12 protein-coding genes are annotated in these 17,030 nt (G+C 65.4%); 8 read left to right on the top strand and 4 right to left on the bottom strand.

The annotated features are described in order from the left end of the window. Positions 1–39 precede the first annotated feature (39 nt). Positions 40–333, bottom strand: coding sequence for a metal-sensitive transcriptional regulator (locus tag JTF07_RS07135; RefSeq protein WP_204233513.1), 294 nt, complete (start codon positions 331–333; stop codon positions 40–42). A 115-nt stretch (positions 334–448) separates the two neighbouring features. On the opposite strand from JTF07_RS07135, the gene JTF07_RS07130 reads away from it, so the two are divergent. The 5 genes from JTF07_RS07130 to JTF07_RS07110 all read left to right on the top strand — a co-directional run bounded on the left by JTF07_RS07130 (position 449) and on the right by JTF07_RS07110 (position 8,634). Further along, positions 449–2,224: an MOSC domain-containing protein gene (locus JTF07_RS07130; RefSeq protein WP_204233512.1), complete on the top strand. Its 1,776-nt coding sequence runs from the start codon at positions 449–451 to the stop codon at positions 2,222–2,224. Positions 2,225–2,337: 113 nt separating this feature from the next. Further along, positions 2,338–4,344: a sensor histidine kinase gene (locus JTF07_RS07125; RefSeq protein WP_204233511.1), complete on the top strand. Its 2,007-nt coding sequence runs from the start codon at positions 2,338–2,340 to the stop codon at positions 4,342–4,344. A 202-nt stretch (positions 4,345–4,546) separates the two neighbouring features. Next, entirely contained in the window at positions 4,547–5,764 is a 1,218-nt protein-coding gene (locus tag JTF07_RS07120; protein WP_204233510.1) for an acetyl-CoA C-acetyltransferase, read from the top strand. A gap of 93 nt (positions 5,765–5,857) precedes the next feature. Continuing rightward, the gene (locus tag JTF07_RS07115; RefSeq protein ID WP_204233509.1) at positions 5,858–6,592 is read left to right on the top strand and encodes a response regulator; all 735 of its coding nucleotides are present in this window, start codon (positions 5,858–5,860) and stop codon (positions 6,590–6,592) included. A gap of 83 nt (positions 6,593–6,675) precedes the next feature. Then, positions 6,676–8,634: a penicillin-binding transpeptidase domain-containing protein gene (locus tag JTF07_RS07110; RefSeq protein WP_204233508.1), complete on the top strand. Its 1,959-nt coding sequence runs from the start codon at positions 6,676–6,678 to the stop codon at positions 8,632–8,634. A gap of 36 nt (positions 8,635–8,670) precedes the next feature. Here the strand turns inward: JTF07_RS07110 and JTF07_RS07105 are convergent, their stop codons facing one another. Further along, on the bottom strand, positions 8,671–10,254 hold the full coding sequence (locus tag JTF07_RS07105) for a succinic semialdehyde dehydrogenase (protein WP_252199378.1): 1,584 nt from the start codon (positions 10,252–10,254) through the stop codon (positions 8,671–8,673). Positions 10,255–10,332: 78 nt separating this feature from the next. Here JTF07_RS07105 and JTF07_RS07100 point away from each other — a divergent pair, with 78 nt between their 5' ends. From JTF07_RS07100 to JTF07_RS07090, 3 genes are all read left to right on the top strand, one after another. After that, positions 10,333–11,640: an amino acid deaminase/aldolase gene (locus tag JTF07_RS07100; RefSeq protein ID WP_204233506.1), complete on the top strand. Its 1,308-nt coding sequence runs from the start codon at positions 10,333–10,335 to the stop codon at positions 11,638–11,640. Between the two features lie 11 nt (positions 11,641–11,651). Continuing rightward, entirely contained in the window at positions 11,652–12,998 is a 1,347-nt protein-coding gene (locus JTF07_RS07095; RefSeq protein WP_213018593.1) for a D-arabinono-1,4-lactone oxidase, read from the top strand. A gap of 125 nt (positions 12,999–13,123) precedes the next feature. Beyond that, positions 13,124–14,533: an MFS transporter gene (locus JTF07_RS07090; protein WP_204233504.1), complete on the top strand. Its 1,410-nt coding sequence runs from the start codon at positions 13,124–13,126 to the stop codon at positions 14,531–14,533. A 2-nt stretch (positions 14,534–14,535) separates the two neighbouring features. On the opposite strand, the gene JTF07_RS07085 is transcribed toward JTF07_RS07090, so the two are convergent. Further along, on the bottom strand, positions 14,536–15,468 hold the full coding sequence (locus tag JTF07_RS07085) for an alpha/beta hydrolase family protein (protein WP_252199376.1): 933 nt from the start codon (positions 15,466–15,468) through the stop codon (positions 14,536–14,538). 69 nt (positions 15,469–15,537) lie between these two features. Beyond that, positions 15,538–16,971, bottom strand: a complete 1,434-nt coding sequence (purB, locus tag JTF07_RS07080; RefSeq protein WP_204233503.1) for an adenylosuccinate lyase — start codon at positions 16,969–16,971, stop codon at positions 15,538–15,540. Positions 16,972–17,030: the final 59 nt, after the last annotated feature.

The raw sequence follows: 17,030 nt of genomic DNA, 5'->3' as shown, positions 1-17,030 counted from the left end.
CTTCGCGCGTCAACCGGCAGGTCTGCCGATGATGTCGCCTCAGCTCTTGATGAGCCGGGCAATAGCGGCTGAAGCCTCTTCGATCTTCTTGCGGGCGGCGTCGTCATCCCCTGAGGCTGCGGCGTCGACCACGCAATGAGCGATGTGCTCTTCTAAGAGGTTGATGGAGACCGCGTGCAGCGCGGCCGTTGCTGCGGAGACCTGGGTCAGGATGTCGATGCAGTACTTGTCGTCATCGATCATCTTTCCGATCCCACGGACCTGACCTTCGATCCGTTTCATCCGCTTCGCAAGGGCGTCCTTCTGCGGGGTATATCCATGATGCTCAGTCATGGCAATACTCTATACCCCCTTAGGGTATGAGTCAAAGGCGCGTGGTCGTCCTCGGCCATTGTGCAATTGGTCTCACCGTGGGCACCGGGCATCGCCAAGCTCCTACAATCGAATCATGCGTGTTGCCAGACTGTATCGATTCCCCGTCAAGGGGTTCCCCGCCGAAGAGATCTCCGAGGCGGATGTGCGCACCGAGCGGGGCATCATCGGCGACCGGGTCGCCGCGTTCACCAACGGCAGCCTCGACGTCCCCGACGACAGCTGGCACAGATACTCCGCGTTCACCGTGCTCAAGAACAACACAGACCTGCAGAAATGGCAGGTGGCACTCGACCCCGCCGAGGTGCCTGAAGTGTCTTCGGCGACAGTGACCCTGACGTCCCCGAGGGGAGAGTCCACGACCTTCCGCACGGATGACCGGGACTCAAGGGCCGCCTCGGCGGACTTCCTCTCTGCCCGCATACCCCCGCAGGGTGACTTCCCTCGCGCACTGAGTGTCGCGGATCAGGGGATGTTCGACTCGCAGGCCTCGGGAATCTCGATCATCAACCCGGCCACGGTCTCCGCGATCTCCCGGACTGCCGAGGGACAGGCGGCCCTGGCGCCGGACGAAGCCGAACTCGATCCGCTGCGCTTCCGCGGCAATGTGCTCGTCGAGGGACTCGCTCCCTTCGAGGAGTTCGCACTCATCGGAAAGGTCGTCCGCCTCGGCGGGGTACGCCTGGCCATCACCCAGGCGATCGAACGCTGCCCGGCGACTACTGTCAACCCCGCCACCACCGAGGTCGACGTCAACGTCCCCAGGGTCCTGGCCTCGGCATGCGGACACCTGCACTGCGGCATCTACGGCCGCATCCTCGAATCCGGACTGGTCACCACCGGTGATGAGATCGAGATCGAAGGCGAGGCCCCACGTGAGCTCGTCAAGACCGCGCGGACCCCGCGCTTCATGACGGTGCTGGGCAGCCAGCAGATCTGCAACGACATCGTCGAGGTCTCACTGCGCGATGATCAGGGCTGGATCCGCGAGTTCGACGAACCCGGCACCAACCTGCGCGTCCATCTCGAACTGATCGAACCATTCTGGCGGACCTATACGATCACGGACGTGTCCGATGACATCGTCCGGGTCGCGGTGCGCACCCAGGGCAAGGGCTCCAGAGCGGTCGCAGAACTCGGTGCCGGACAGTCCATCCTCGCCTCCGGACCGCACGGGACAATGACCGCCGACAGGGTCTTCGGCGGCACGACCGCGCTGGTCACAGCGGGCATCGGCATCACGCCGAGCCTCGGACTGATGCGCGGGGCACAACTGTCTGGAACGGACAAGATCAAGCTCGTCCACGTCGACCGCGACCACCGGACAGCCTGCCTCTGGGACCGTCTGCAGAAGCGCGCCGAGTCTCGGGCGGTCCCGGTCGAGGCCCACCATCGTGACACCGCGAGTCAGGGCAGGCCGGGTCACGCAGACTTCGTCGACTGGCTGTCAGGCTGCGACAACGTCATGGTCTGCGGACCCGCCGATTTCACCCGCGCAGTGCTCGACGCCAGCGCCGAGGCCGGAGTCCCGGCAGTGCACCAGGAGATCTTCGCCTCCCCGCACACCGGCATGAGCGAGGCCATCGCCCAGTGTCCGCCTGCCGAGGTGACCCTGGAGAATTCGGGGACCAGCTTCCTCTGGGAGCCGCAGCAGGGGACCCTGCTCGAAGCACTGGAAGCGCGCGGACTGCGTGCCGACAGCTCCTGCCGGGGCGGGTCGTGCGGAACCTGCGCCGTGTCCTTGGCCGCCGGGTCGGTCATCTACCCAGTGGAGCCCGCGGCGCGGATCACCGCCGACGAGGTGCTCGTGTGCTCCGCCGTCCCGGCCGGACCCATCAGCCTCGGGATCTGATCGGCTCCGGCCCTCGGGATCTGATCGGCTCCGGCCCTCGGCGACTGATCGGCTCCGGCCCTCGGCGACTGATCGGCTCCGGCCCTCGGTGCAGTGGGTGGCAGAATGGAGCCATGCCCAAGGATCAGCGTGCCAAATTGTCAGGAGGACTGACAAGACCAGTGGGACGTGTGAGCCGGCGAATGAAGCTCGGTGTGGCCGGACGCATCATGTTCGCGAACTCGATCATGCTCGTGGGCATCATGGTGCTGACCACGAGTCTCCTCTACATCCAGCTCTCCCAGCTGAACCAGAAGCGCGAACAGGACCTGCTGGGCTCCGCGGCTGACAATATGTCGATCTCGCTGAGCCTCGTCGGGTCCGGTGAGGCCGATCCGGCCGATTTCATCGACCAGGACTCGCATGACAACGTCGAGACGATGCTCGACAACGTCGTGAGCGAATACGACTTCGATGTGGCCGCAGTCGTCCCCATCGACTACCTTGTCACCCCTCCGTCCTTGGGTTCGTCGAACCGGCAGGAGCGCAATGAAGCGCATACTGTGTCCTCGAACTCGGGAGATGTGCCCGATGACTCCATCGATCAGCTCGCCGCGGCAGTCGATGGTCCGCGGGTCTCCGAGGGTGAGTCCATCGTCCGCTTCCTCGACGACGGCGGTCCAGGCGGGGGCACGATGTACGTCATCAGTCCGGTCTTCGCCAAGCACCTCGGCGTCGATGGCGTCGGTCCCGACACCGTCGTCGGTGCCGTCATCGTCGGCAACTCCGCCGATTCGGTGCGGGAGGGCTTCTTGGCCCAGAGCAACTGGCTCATCGGCATCGCCATCACGACTCTGGTCCTGGGCATCGCCGCCTCCTGGGCGACCTCTCGCGGCCTGCGCCGAGTCACCGGCGACTACGGTGCCACGGAGCTGCGCAACATGCTCGAGTTCTACTCTTCGGTGCTCAAGGCCGTGTCTGAAGGCCTGCTGCTCGTCGACCGCTCGACGGGCATCGTTCTCATCAACGCCGATGCACGCGAACTCCTGGGACTTCCCTCTGCCGGCAAGGGCTCCGCGGGTGAGGAGATTCCAGGCACCGACGACCCAGTCGGGGCGACCTCGCCGATCGGCGGCATCGCGCTGCGTGACCTCCATCTGCCCGATGCCCTCATCGATCTGCTCTCGTCTGGACGGTGGGCCCGCGACGAAATCCACTACACCGACGATCGGGTGCTCGTCGTCAACCAGCAGCCCACCGACGCCGCCAGCGACACCTGGGTCGTGACGATGCGCGACCACACCGAACTCGCCGAACTCTCCGGCGAACTCGTCTCCGTCCGATCGTTCTCGGACTCGCTGCGCGCACAGACCCATGAATACGCGAACCGACTCCATATGGTCGTCTCCCTGCTGGAGACCGGACATATCGACGAGGCGATCGAATTCGCGGCCAAAGACCTCGATGACCTCAACCGGGTCACCGGCGATGGCCAGATGAGCTTCGATCACCCCGTGCTCTCTGCACTGCTGCTGTCGAAGATCGCCCAAGCCGCCGAGGTCGGCATCGACATGACGGTGGACACGGCGGAACTCTCGGGCCGCCTCGGCGGGGACGACCGTGACCTGGCGACCATCCTCGGCAACCTCATCGACAATGCGTTCGACGCCCTGAGCAGGCAGGACGTACTGCCTGAACACAAGCGGGTGCATGTGCACCTGAGCGGGTCAGGCGGGGCAGGCGGCTTCACGATCGAGGTCAGCGACGATGGTCCGGGCATCGACGAAGAATACGTCGACGCGATCTTCGAACGGGGCTGGTCGACCAAGCACGACGGCGTCGAGACCGACAAGGGACTCGGGCGGCAGGAGACCGGCACTCGTGGGGTCGGTCTGTCACTGGTCGTTCAGGCGATCCGCCGCCTCGGCGGGGCCGTGGATGTGCAGGGGCGAGGTGAAGACTGCGACGATTTCCAGGGTGCTGTGCTCACGGTGTGGCTGCCCGACGACGGGTACGTCGATCCTGGTGCGCTCGGCCAGACATCTGGGCTCCCCTCCGCGCGGACTGCGGCATCGAACCAGCCGCCGACGGGAAATCCGCCCACAGGGCCGATCCGGGTCGTGCGCGAGGACCGCGACTGAGCTGCTCGGCGGCCCGGCAGTTCGAGCCGATTTCGCGGGCACCCGGCAGTCTGAGCCGCTCACCGGGCGGTCGTCTGTGCTGGGTGACGTCCCAATGAATGAAACATTTCCGCGACATCGCGTGGATCCGGCTTAGGCTGTGCAGGAATGCCGGGCCGGTGACCACGTGTCACCGGATGAAGCGAATACGAGTGGAGGAACTATGGATCAGGACATCGTCGTTTGCGAACCGCTGCGCACCGCGATCGGAGGATTCGGAGGACAGTTCCGCGACATCCCTGCCCACGAGCTGTCCGCCACCGTCGTCCGCGAACTCATCGCCAGGACCGGCCTTGATCCCGAACTCGTCGCCGACGTCATCATGGGACAGGGCTACTCCACCTCCGAGGCTCCCTGTATCGGCCGTGTCACCGCACTCGACGCGGGCCTGCCCGTGACTGTGCCCGGCAAGCAGATCGACCGCCGCTGCGGTTCCGGTCTGCAGGCGGTCATCGACGCCTCGATGGTCGTCGGCTCCGGCAACGGAGACTTCGTCATCGCCGGCGGTGTCGAATCCATGTCCCACGCACCGTTCTACAACGACACCATCCGCTGGGGAGTCCGCGGCGGAAACGCCGAATTCACCGATTCCCTGGGCCGCGGCCGCATCACTCCGGGCGGAAAGAACTACCCGGTCCCCGGAGGCATGCTCGAGACCGCAGAGAACCTGCGTCGCGAGTACTCGATCGGCCGCGAAGAGCAGGACGAACTCGCATACAACTCGCACCAGCGTGCAGCCGCAGCTGCCAAGGACGGACGTTTTGCCGAGGAGATCGTGCCGGTGACGATCCCCGGCACCCGCAAAGTCGCCGAACACCAGGTCGACGCCGATGAGCACATCCGTCCCGACACCAGCCTCGACAAGCTCGCCACGCTGCGTCCCATCCTGGGCAAGGGTGATGACCAGGCGACAGTCACCGCAGGAAACGCATCGGGGCAGAACGACGGAGCTGCCGCGAGCATCGTCACCACCCGTGCCGCCGCCGAGGCGCAGGGGCTCAAGCCGCTCGGCCGCCTGGTCAGCTGGGCAGTGGCCGGCGTGCCGCCGAAGACTATGGGCATCGGCCCCGTCCCTGCCACCGCCAAGGCACTCGATAGGGCCGGGCTGAGCTTGGCCGACATCGACCTCATCGAACTCAACGAGGCCTTCGCCGCTCAGGCGCTGTCCGTGACCCGCGAATGGGGATTCGCCAAGGACGACTTCGACCGCCTCAACGTCAACGGCTCCGGAATCTCCCTTGGCCACCCGGTCGGTGCGACCGGCGGCCGGATCCTGGCGACGATGCTGCGCGAGATGGAGCGCCGCGACGCCCGCTACGGGCTGGAGACCATGTGCATCGGTGGAGGCCAGGGCATCGCCGCAATCTTCGAACGCGCCTGAGGATTGACAGCGTTCCAGTCCTGTGTCACGGATGTGCCCAGGCTGTAACACGAACAGCGGCAGACCCGCAATGGCGACGGTTAGACTGGCGGCATGTCAGATACAACTGCGCCTGAGTCGAGCATCGGTGTGCTCGTGGTTGAGGACGAGGCAGTCGCCGCCCGAGCCCACGCGAAGTACATCGAGCGCATCGACGGCTACCACCTCGCCGGCGTGGCGAAGAACGCCACTCAGGCGATGGCTGCTCTGACCGGAAAGATCTACGGTCTCAATGCGGACTGCATCAACCTCGTGCTCCTCGACATGAACCTCCCCGACGGCCACGGACTGCAGGTCTGCCGGGCCATCCGCGGTCATCGCGTCGACGTCGACATCATCGCCGTCACCGCGGCCCGGGACATGCAGATCGTGCAGGAGGCACTGTCCTACGGTGTTGCCCAATACATCATCAAACCGTTCACCTTCCCGGTCTTCAAATCCAAACTTGAGGCATACTCCTCCTTCCGCAACAGCCTCGGCGGGGACAGCACCGAGGGTGAGGTCACCCAGACCGACGTCGACACTGCAATCGCAGCACTGCGCACCCACACGGTGACTGCGACCGCCAAAGGCGTCCCGGATGCCGTGCAGACCGAAGTGAGGTCCGTCCTCGACGCCAAACCCGGACAGTCCGCCGCCGAGGTCGCCGTTGGCCTCGGTGTCTCCCGAGTGACCGCACGTCGGTACTTGGAGGCTATGGCCGACGCGGGCATGCTCGCCCGCCGACCCCGGTACGGAGCGGCTGGCCGGCCGGTGCTCGAGTACACCGTCGTCACCGAGGACGCCTGAACCACCCCTCGACACCCGGACCCCCATCCCCGCTCGCGCCCCGGCAAGTGGACTTCCCGAGTGACTGCATCGATGATTGATCTATGACAAAGAAGTCCACAACCTGGCTGGCCATCGCAATCGTTCTCGTGCTGCTGGCCGGCGCCGGCGCCTTCGCCTTCTTCACATTGCCGCTCAAGGCAGAGACGGCAGCCGAAGACGCCACCGCCGACCTCGACAGCGGGACCATCGAATCGAGTGTCTGGTCTGATGAGAAGACGGCGAAGAAGCTGCACGACCTGGTCCTCGGAACTGTCGCTCAGAGCATGAAGAAGCGCTCGGTCGAGCTCACCGGCACCGAGAAGCACGGTGATGATGTGGTCGCGCAGCTGAAGTGGACCTGGACGAACTCGGATGGGGAGCCCTGGGAATACACCTCCGAGCTTCCTCTGCGCAAGAAGGGTCTGCTCTGGTCGGCTGAGCTCACCCCCACGGTGCTTCACCCGGACCTCGACGACGGACGAGTCCTCGTCTCGCAGAAGAAGCCCGGCGCACGCGGTGCGATCCTCGGTGAGGACGACGAAGAGCTGATGGCCGAGGGGCCCGTCGTCGATATCGGCATCCACCCTGCCAAACTCGAGGCAGCCGACGGCAACGGCAAAGGCGGCCAGGACACTCTCACCACGCTTCAGGACGAACTCGACATCGATCTCAAGGCGCTCAAGGAGCGCATCGACAAGGCCGAACCCGAGCAGTTCGTTCCCGTCATCACCTTGCGCGAAAGCGACTACAGACGGGTCAAGGACACGATTCACTCCCTTCCCGGCACCGTCTTCAACTCGCACACTCAGCCACTGAGCCGGAAGAAGGGCTTCGCGGGTCCGACGCTGGGAACGGCCGGAGCCGCCAGCGCCGAGGAGGTCGAGGCCTCGGACGGAGAGCTCACCGGAGAGTCCGTCGTGGGAAAAAGCGGACTGCAGAAGGCCTTCGACGAAGAGCTGAGCGGGCCGGGCAGCGAAGCGATCTACATCGCCGACGCCGACGAGGAGAAGGGCAGCGACGAAGACGCCAGCGATGGCGACGAGGGCAAGGCCGCCGAGCCCGTGCTGGTCCACGAGTTCCCCGGCCATGACGGCGAGGACATCACCACGACACTCAATGTCGGCGTGCAGGAGGCCGCAGACAAAGCGGCCGCGACGGGCAAGAAGCCCACTGCTCTCGTCGCGATCCGACCCAGCGACGGTCACATCATCGCTGTGGCCAACCAGGATCCCGAAGGTGCCGCCTGGGACCGGGCGCTGACCGGGCAGTACGCGCCCGGCTCGGTGTTCAAGGTCGCCTCGGGCCTGGCCCTCCTGGAGTCAGGAGTAGCTGCGAAGACGACCCTCGATTGCCCGAAGACCACGACGGTTGATGGAAAGAGCTTCAAGAACGCCGAAGACCATGTCCTGGGCGAGGTGGCCTTCGAAGATGACTTCGCCGAATCCTGCAACACCGCATTCGTCGATGCCGCGGAGAAGGTCTCGGCCTCGGACGTGGCGAATGCGGCATCGAGCCTGGGCATGGACGACATCGATCTCGGAATCGAGGCGAAGATGGCGACCGTTCCGAGCGAAGATGACGCGGTGACGCACGCGGCGCAGATGATCGGCCAGGGCAAGGTCAACTCCAGCCCTCTCGCAGTGGCGGTGATGGCCGCCTCCGTAGCCGCAGGAGACACGGTCGATCCGCTCCTCGTCGTCTCTGGTGAAAGCGAGGATGGCAGGGGCAGTGAGACCGAGAGCGGACAGGCGATCGACGCCGATGCCGCCACGACGATGCAGAAGCTCATGCGCCGCGCAGTGACCGACGGGACCGCCGATGCGCTGCAGGACGTCCCCGGCGAACCGGTCCACGGCAAGACCGGCACCGCCGAATACGGTGGCGAGACCCCTCCGCGCACCCACTCCTGGTTCGCCGGGTATCAGGGCGACGTGGCCGTGGCCGTCCTCGTCGAGGACGGCGGATTCGGCGCCGAGGCGGCTGTGCCGGTAGCGAAGAAGTTCTTCACAGAGCTCAACTGAGGAAGGGCCTCACCCTGCCCGCGAGGCGGAAGAATCTCACTTCATCCGCAGGGCACGCATGACCTCGAAGGCCGTCGTCAGCGTGCGAGCGAACCGGGACTGATCGATCGGGCCGAATGGGGCGATGGGAACCAGATTCTGCTCGGCGATGCTGTGCGTGTGCGTGAACTGGTAGAGACCCTCAACGCCATGCCGGTGGCCCATTCCGGAAGCCTTGACGCCGCCGGCAGGGGAATCGATCGACCCCCAGGCGGCTACGTATGCCTCATTGACATTGACCATCCCGGATTCGAGCCGCCGAGCTGTTTCGACCCCACGGGACCGGGAGTAGACACTGGCATTGAGGCCGTATTCGGAAGCGTTGGCCCGTTTGATCGCCTCCGCATCACTGGCGACCGGATACACGGCGACGACAGGCCCGAAAGTCTCCTCAGCATACAGCTCAGCGTCCTCGGTGACCTCGGTGAGCACGGTCGGCGAGTAGAAGTACGGGCCCAGCTCCGGGACCGGGTGGCCCCCTGCGATGATCCGAGCTCCGCTGGCTCGTGCCTGTTCGACGTGCTCGCTGACCCGGGCAAGCTGCTTCGGTCCAGCCAAAGACCCCATTCCGGGCCCATACGCGTAGTCGGCACTGAGCTCGAGGTTCCGGGTCGCCTCGGCGAAATGGGCACAGAACTCGGGGTAGAGATCCTCATGGACATAGATGCGCTCGATGGACAGGCACAGCTGTCCGGCCGAGGAGAAGCACCCGCGCACCGCTCCATCGACGGCCGAAGGAAGATCGGCATCGGAGAGGATGAGCATCGGGTTCTTTCCGCCGAGTTCAAGGGCGGTCGGAAGCAGGCGTCGAGCAGCCTCGGCGGCAATGGAGCGTCCCGCAGCGGTCGAGCCGGTGAAGGAGATTCCATCGGCGCCGGCCATCAGGGCAGGGCCCACCTCTCTGCTGGGTCCGGGAACCAGCTGCCAGGCCTCCGCAGGCAGGCCGCAGGCAATGGCCAGGCGACGCATGATGATGGCCGTCAGGGTCGTCTGGCTGTCAGGTTTGTGCACCACCGCATTGCCGGCGGCCAGAGCCGCAAGCAGGTCGGTCGCGCCCAAAGTCAGCGGATAGTTCCAAGGGGTGATGAACCCGACGACGCCCAGGGGAGTGCGGTTGACCTCTGTGCGCGTGAGGACCGGAACGGCACCGCGGCGACGCTCCGGCCGCAGACGGGCGGGAGCGGTCACACCATAGTGACGGCACACATTGTAAGTATCGAGAATCTCGTCATAGGCGTGGATGCGGGCTTTGCCGGTCTCGTATTGGATGATGTCGAGGAGGAGATCCTCGTGCCGGCGCAATGCAGAATGCAGGCGCAGCAGCACCCGGGCGCGGTGCTCGGGGGATTTTGCGGCCCAGGCCTCACCGGCGATGCGCGCGGTGGCATAGGCCCGTTCGATATCAGCCGGGGTGTTGATGGAGAAGCGGGGGAGTTCGAGGCCGGTGAACGGGTCGGGGCTGACCATGGGGTCGCCGCTGCCTGACGCCTCGGCGTAAGGGTCGCTGTCGAGGAATTCGCGGAGCCGATCGGTGACATGGGTGATGTGGTCCGAAGGGGTGGCGGTGCTGGTGGCGTTCATGTGCATCATGCCTCCGTGTCGTCAGCGAATGGGTGGAATACGGCCTGTGGAACCACTAACTTACGCTACAGTATCTTCATGGTCTCACGTGAATTGCGTCACGCCCTGATCGGAGTCGAGGCCCCCGTCGCTGTCATCGATCTGGAGGCGTTCGACGCGAATGTCACCGCCTTGGCCCAGCGGGCTCAGGGCCTGCCGATCCGCGTCGCCACGAAGTCATTGCGCACTCCCGCTGCGATCGACCGCGCGCTCGCTCATCGGGGCTACTCGGGTGTCTTGGCCTATTCTCTGCCGGAGGCTCTGGTCCTGCACGCCCGCGGAGTCCGTGACATCCTCGTCGGCTATCCCACCGTGGACCGGCGCAACCTCACACGGATGTTCGCCGAGGCGGGGGCCACGCAGAACATCACCCTGATGATCGACTGCCCCGCCCATCTCGACATCATCGACAGTGCCCGTGCGGCTGCAGCTGCTGGTGGCGACGTGGCAGCAGACGTCAAGGCGGCTGCTGGTGACGACACGGCGGCAGACGTCACTGAGGTGGCCGGCGGCAGCGCGGCCAGCAGCGACGTGGTGGCCGACAGTGCAGCGCAGACAGTGCGCGTGTGCCTCGATATCGATGCGGCCTACCGCCTCGGCGAGGGGGTGCTCGGCAGTCGGATCCACATCGGGGCCAGGCGCTCGCCGATCCGAGATTCGGCCTCTGCCGTCGATCTTGCCGAACATGTCATCGCTCGCCCCGGCACCGACCTCGTCGGGCTGATGTCCTATGAAGGACAGATCGCCGGGACCGCCGACGCCGGAGCAACGGCCAGACAGGTGATGGTGCGCGCCATGCAGAGGCGCTCGATCGCAGAGCTGAGGGTGAGGCGCTCAGGCATCATCGACGCAGTGCGTGCGCTGACCGATCTCGAATTCGTCAACGGTGGCGGCACCGGGTCCGTCGAATCCAGTGTTGCCGAAGGCACGCTGACGGAACTGGCTGCCGGCTCGGGGCTCTTCTCCCCGGGACTCTTCGACGGCTACACCCACTTCCACCATTCGCCGGCCGCGTACTTCGCCACCCCCGTGGTGCGCCGGCCAGGACCCGGCTGGGTCACGGTGTTCAAGGGCGGTTTCATCGCCTCCGGCGTGCCTGGAGCGGACCGCGTCCCGACGATCGCCTGGCCGCGGGGACTTGACTACGCGGGTCTCGAGGGCGCGGGCGAAGTCCAGACCCCGCTCACCGGTCCCGGCACCGAGGACCTTCGCATCGGCGACCTGGTCTGGTTCCGGCATGCGAAGGCCGGTGAACTCGCCGAGCACTTCAACGAATCCCTCGTCGTCTCCGGTTCGCAGGTCATCGACACCTGGTCGACCTACCGCGGACAGGGGTGGGCGCTGTGAGCGGGCGCGTGATGAGTCCTCGAAGGCTGTTCCGGAACTGGTCCGGCCACGTCCACGCCCATCCGCACACCTTCCTCCGGCCCACCTCGGTGGGGGCGCTGGCCGAGGTCCTGACATCCGCGGCCGCCGCCGGTCACCGTATCCGACCCGTCGGTGCCGGGCACTCATTCACCCCCGTCGCCGCAGGTGACGACGTCATGATCAACCTCGACCATCTCAGCGGAATCGTCACCGTCGACGAGGCGAGCCGCCGGGTGCGCTTCCACGCCGGCACCCGGCTGCGCGATATCCCGGCCCTGCTCGCACCGTTCGGACTGGCACTGGCCAACCAGGGCGACGTCAACCCGCAGGCGCTCGCCGGAGCGATCTCGACGAGCACGCACGGGACGGGGCTCGGCTTCACCGGATTCGCCGGAACCGTCACCGGTCTCTCGCTGATGGGTCCCGACGGTGCCGTCCGCAACCTGTCCGCGACGAGTGAGCCGGAGATCTTCGACCTGGCCCGCATCGGGCTCGGCGTACTGGGCATCGTCACGGAGATCGAGCTGCAGTGCGTGCCGGCCTTCGACCTCATCGCCGAGGAGCTCGTGACGGATGTCGACGAACTGTTGGCCGACCTTGAGCCGCGGATGCGTGCGGCCGACCATTTCGAGTTCTACTGGTTCCCACACACCGATACCGCCCTGACCAAGACGAACACCAGAGTCGGTCTGGGTGAGATCGGCCCGGGCCACCTCGCCGAGGCTGGGGTGCGCAACCGGATACTCAACCTCCTCGACAAGGAAGTCGTGGAGAACGGTGCCCTGCGTCTTGCCGTCGAGCTCGGCGCCGCAGTGCCCAAACTGGTGCCGCACATCAATCGGCTGGCCCAATCCGCGGTCTCGGACCGGACGTACCGGGCACCGGGATACGACGTCTTCGTGACACCTCGGCGGGTGCGGTTCAACGAGATGGAGTACGCCGTCCCCTTCGCCTCCGGCGCCGAGGTGATCCGGGAGATCCGAGCCGCCATCGAGTCGAGAGGATGGACGATCTCATTCCCGATCGAGGTCCGGTCGGCGGCGGCCGATGACGTTCCACTGTCGACGGCCTACGGGCGAGAGACGATGTACATCGCTGTGCACCGATTCGTGAAGGAAGACTTCGCTGAGTACTTCCGTGTCGTCGAAGGGATCTGCAGGAGCCACGGAGGCCGACCGCACTGGGGCAAGATCCACAGTCTGGGCGCCGGCGATCTGCGTCAGCTCTATCCACGATTCGAGGACTTCTGCGAGCTGCGGAGCCGGCTGGATCCGCAGGCGATGTTCGGAAACCGATTCACCGACTCCCTGTTCGGGTCGGTCTCGCGCGCGAGCTGAGAATTTCCGTTTCACCTGACTCCAGGCGCTCACCAGCAGTAAAGTAGCAGGAAAGTCTCGATGGCTTGCCCTATCCGGAGTCATTGGGAGAGTGCCGCAGCATTCCCAAAGAAATGGAATCCTCGATGTCAGATTTCGAATCGCAGGCCCAGTCGGACCCCGCAGCCTCCAACAGTCCGGAGAAGGATAAAGGGCGTCGTCGATCGATGATGGTTGCGGCCTTCGGCACCATCGTCGAGTGGTACGACTTCTCGATCTTCTTCTACGTCGCGACCATCCTGACCAAGGAGTTCTTCGGCGATCGGCCTGACTCGCTGCTGCTCACCCTGGGTGTCGGAGCCGCCGGGTTCCTGTTCCGGCCGCTCGGCGCCATGGTCTTCGGGCACCTCGGTGACAGAGTCGGCCGTAAGTCCGCACTGGTTGTCTCCGCTGTGCTCATGGCCGTCGCGATGCTCGGGATCGCCGTCATGCCCGGGTACGACACGATCGGCATCTGGGCAGGCATCGGCATGGTGTTCTTCCGCTGCCTGTCCGGATTCTCCGTCGGTGCCGAATACACCGGCATCATGGTCTTCCTGATGGAGTCGGCCGGCAGCAAGCGCCGCGGGCTCGCAGCCAGCTGGGCGGCGGCCAACAGCGAGGTCGGGGCTCTGCTCGCGGTTGGGTCGGGAGCACTGCTGGCAAGCACCCTTTCGGCCGAGGCGATGAGCTCCTGGGGTTGGCGAGTCCTGTTCATCCTCGGTGCGCTGCTCGCTGCACTGATGATCCCGCTGCGTCGAATGATGGAGGAGACCGACACCTTCAAACGGCTGCAGGCAGCGGAGAAGGCGAAGAAGCTCCAGGCGAAGCAGTTGCAGACGAGGGGTGACGCTCCCGTCGTCTCGCGTGGTCGCTCCCCGCTGCTCATCGCCTTCATCCAGCAGCCCCGCGCAATCCTCGTCGCGTTCCTCATCTCCTCGATCGGTTCGGTCAGCTACTTCCTCAACATCACCTACGTGCCGACCTATATCGAAGAGGTCTCGCAGGTGGAGAACTCCGGGTCCTTGGCACTGGGCACGATCGCCGCCGTCGTCGCGATCGTCATCACCCCGTTCTTCGGCATCGCCTCGGACCGGTTCGGGCGGAAGAGGACGCTGGCCGTGCTGATGACCGTCTTCATTCTCACCACCGTCCCGGCGTACGCGCTGCTGGCCGACGGGAACTCCGGGGTCGCGATCTTCGGCGTGGCATTCCTTGCCGTGCCAGCCGCCGGCTGGAGCGCTGTGGCGGCTGCTATGGTTCCCGAGCAGTTCACCGGCACCAGCCGCTTCTCCGGAATGGCCATCGGCTACAACGTGGCCACGGTCCTCTTCGGTGGTCTCTCCCCGCTGATTGCAACCGCACTGATGTCCTCCACCGGTCTGACGCTGGCTCCGGCGATCTATGCGACCGTCATCGTCGTGGTGGCAGGCGTTCCGACGCTGTTCCTGGCGCGCAATATGGCGGGTAGGCCCTTGGCGGAGGTCGATCGCGACAGGGACCTCGTCCCGGCGTGAGGTCAGTTCCGGGGGAGTCGCTGAAGCAGCCAGGAGATGATCTCGGGCCAGGCTCTTTCGGCGACTGAGCGTCTCAACAGGCCGTGATGACCGATTCGGGAGACCTCGAGTTCCTGCGGCGTGAACGTGCGTCGTTCCACCTCGGCGAGACGGGCGTGGTCGAGGAGCGCGTCGACCTGCGCCGGTGATGCCCAGTTGTCGTCGCTGGTCCCGATTGCGAGCACCGGGGTGCGCAGGCGGGCCATCCGAGTGGAAGCTCCCAGCGTCGGATCGTCGAAGAAGTACTCGGACATGCGCACCCACCGGCCCCATTCGAGCATGGCCGCGGTGGGGATGTCTTCGCCGAGGCCGAGACGTCTGCCTGGTGCGTAGCCGACGAGGGGACTGATCAGGGGCCCGAGTACCCGGAGGATGAGACCGACCCTCAGCCGTTCGGCCAGTGGGTTGATATCGCGCAATGCTGCTCGTGAAGTGCCCACGGTGACGATTCCGTGCAGATCTTCGGCGGCGTTTCCCAGGAGCAGGGCATGCCCGCCGAGGCTGTGCCCGAGGGCAACCTTCGGCAGTTCAGGGAATTCGCTCGCGGCCCAGGCGGAGACGGCATTCGCATCCTGCTGCATCCAATCGCGCATGCGCAGTCGGGTGTGCTCCCGTGCCGGACCAGAGGCCGCAACCCCTCGCACATCATAGGTGAGCACGGCCAGGCCGCGTGTGACCGCGTAGTCGGCGAAATTCGTATAGAAGCGGGCCGGCGTCGCCGTGGCGGAATGGATCGTGAGGAGCCCGACCGGGGTTTCCTGAGGCATCAGAAGCGTGCCGACGATGTAGCTCTGCCGGTCGGATTCGCTTCCGTCGGGACCTCTGTCACCGGCGGCATCGGTGTGCGTGCCGCGCGTGACCGGGATGCGCACGGAACTCATCATTGTGCTCGTCATGAGCACAAGGTTAGTGAAGATCGACCATATTATCTACTGTTCGGTAACAGTGAGTTCCGTGCATTGGGATCAGCCCTGTGTGCGCGCCTTCCAGTCGGCGACTTCCGATCCTGCCAGCTGCGCGGCGACGCCGACGTAGGTGGCAGGAGTCAGCGCAGTCAGCAGTTCGGTCTCTGCCTCGGGCAGTCCGAGACCCGCGACGAAGGACTGCAGGTCGGCCTGATCGATGCGCTTGCCCCGGGTGAGTTCCTTGAGCTTCTCGTAGGGGCTGTCCATGCCGGGCACACCCTGCAGCCCGGCGGCGCGCATGACCGACTGGATTGCCTCGCCGAGGACCTCCCAGTTGGAGTCGAGGTCGGCGGTCAGGGCGTCTTCGTTGACCGCGAGCCGTTCGAGGCCCTTGACCAGGTTGTTCAGCGCCAGTACCGAGTGTCCGTAGGCCACGCCGATGTTGCGCTGCGAGGTGGAGTCCGTGAGGTCTCGCTGCATCCGCGAGGTCACCAGGGTCGACGCGAGCGAGTCGAGCAGCGCGCAGGAGAGTTCGAGGTTCGCTTCGGCGTTCTCAAAGCGGATCGGGTTGACCTTGTGCGGCATCGTCGAGGATCCGGTGGAACCGGCGACGGGGATCTGCTTGAAGTAGTTCATCGAGATGTAGGTCCACATGTCCGTCGCCAGGTTATGGGCGATGCGGTTGAACCGTGCGATATCGGCGAAGAGCTCCGCATCCCAGTCGTGGGATTCGATCTGCGTGGTCAGCGGATTGAACGTCAGTCCCAGGCTGCCTTCGACGAAGGTCTTGGCCAGCTTCGGCCAATCCGCGCCGGGCACGGCGGCCAGGTGGGCCGAGTAGGTGCCGGTCGCGCCGTTGATCTTGCCGAGGAACTCGTTTGCTTCGATCCGCTCGTACTGGCGGCGCAGGCGGTGGATGAACACCGCGAGCTCCTTGCCCATCGTCGTCGGCGTCGCCGGCTGACCGTGGGTGTGGGAGAGCATCGGGACCTCGGCCAGCGCCGAGGCGGTATCTGCCAATGAGTCGATGAGTGCCTTCGCGCGGGGCAGCCACACATCGACGGTGGCGCCCTTGATGCCGAGAGCCCACGACAGGTTGTTGATGTCCTCCGATGTGCAGCAGAAGTGGACGAGCTCGCTGAGGTCCTCGGCGCCGAGGACGACTAGCGCTTCTTTGATTGTGTACTCGACGGCCTTGACGTCGTGAACCGTGACGGCTTCATGGGCGGCGAGGGTGGCGATCGTTTCGGCGTCGAAGTTCTGGGCGAAGGCACGCAGCCCGGTGACCTCATCCTCGGTGAGGCGACGCACGCCCTCGATCACGGAGTTCTGCGCGAGGTGGATGAACCACTCGACCTCGACGGTGATCCGGTTGCGGTTCAGGGCCGCCTCGGAGAGGTGATCGACGAGGTCAGCGGTGTCTTTGCGGTAGCGGCCATCGAGTGGTCCGAGAGCAATGGCGGGCGAGATGTCAGCAAGCGAAACGGTCGGCATGGCCTCATTTTCTCATGAGCCGGGCAAGGACGCGGAACTGACCACCAGGCGGTCGTGCT

This window comes from Brevibacterium sp. RIT 803, assembly GCF_016892625.1.
Taxonomy (GTDB): domain Bacteria; phylum Actinomycetota; class Actinomycetes; order Actinomycetales; family Brevibacteriaceae; genus Brevibacterium.
Note: the sequence above shows the minus strand (reverse complement) of the source record. Positions and strands in the feature narration are given on the sequence as shown.

Excerpts from the sequence above, each read along its gene's own strand:
- JTF07_RS07135 (WP_204233513.1), bottom strand. The coding sequence starts at position 333 with ATGACTGAGCATCATGGATATACCCCGCAGAAGGACGCCCTTGCGAAG.
- JTF07_RS07130 (WP_204233512.1), top strand. The coding sequence starts at position 449 with ATGCGTGTTGCCAGACTGTATCGATTCCCCGTCAAGGGGTTCCCCGCC.
- JTF07_RS07125 (WP_204233511.1), top strand. The coding sequence starts at position 2,338 with ATGCCCAAGGATCAGCGTGCCAAATTGTCAGGAGGACTGACAAGACCA.
- JTF07_RS07120 (WP_204233510.1), top strand. The coding sequence starts at position 4,547 with ATGGATCAGGACATCGTCGTTTGCGAACCGCTGCGCACCGCGATCGGA.
- JTF07_RS07115 (WP_204233509.1), top strand. The coding sequence starts at position 5,858 with ATGTCAGATACAACTGCGCCTGAGTCGAGCATCGGTGTGCTCGTGGTT.
- JTF07_RS07110 (WP_204233508.1), top strand. The coding sequence starts at position 6,676 with ATGACAAAGAAGTCCACAACCTGGCTGGCCATCGCAATCGTTCTCGTG.
- JTF07_RS07105 (WP_252199378.1), bottom strand. The coding sequence starts at position 10,254 with ATGAACGCCACCAGCACCGCCACCCCTTCGGACCACATCACCCATGTC.
- JTF07_RS07100 (WP_204233506.1), top strand. The coding sequence starts at position 10,333 with ATGGTCTCACGTGAATTGCGTCACGCCCTGATCGGAGTCGAGGCCCCC.
- JTF07_RS07095 (WP_213018593.1), top strand. The coding sequence starts at position 11,652 with ATGAGTCCTCGAAGGCTGTTCCGGAACTGGTCCGGCCACGTCCACGCC.
- JTF07_RS07090 (WP_204233504.1), top strand. The coding sequence starts at position 13,124 with ATGTCAGATTTCGAATCGCAGGCCCAGTCGGACCCCGCAGCCTCCAAC.
- JTF07_RS07085 (WP_252199376.1), bottom strand. The coding sequence starts at position 15,468 with ATGACGAGCACAATGATGAGTTCCGTGCGCATCCCGGTCACGCGCGGC.
- purB (WP_204233503.1), bottom strand. The coding sequence starts at position 16,971 with ATGCCGACCGTTTCGCTTGCTGACATCTCGCCCGCCATTGCTCTCGGA.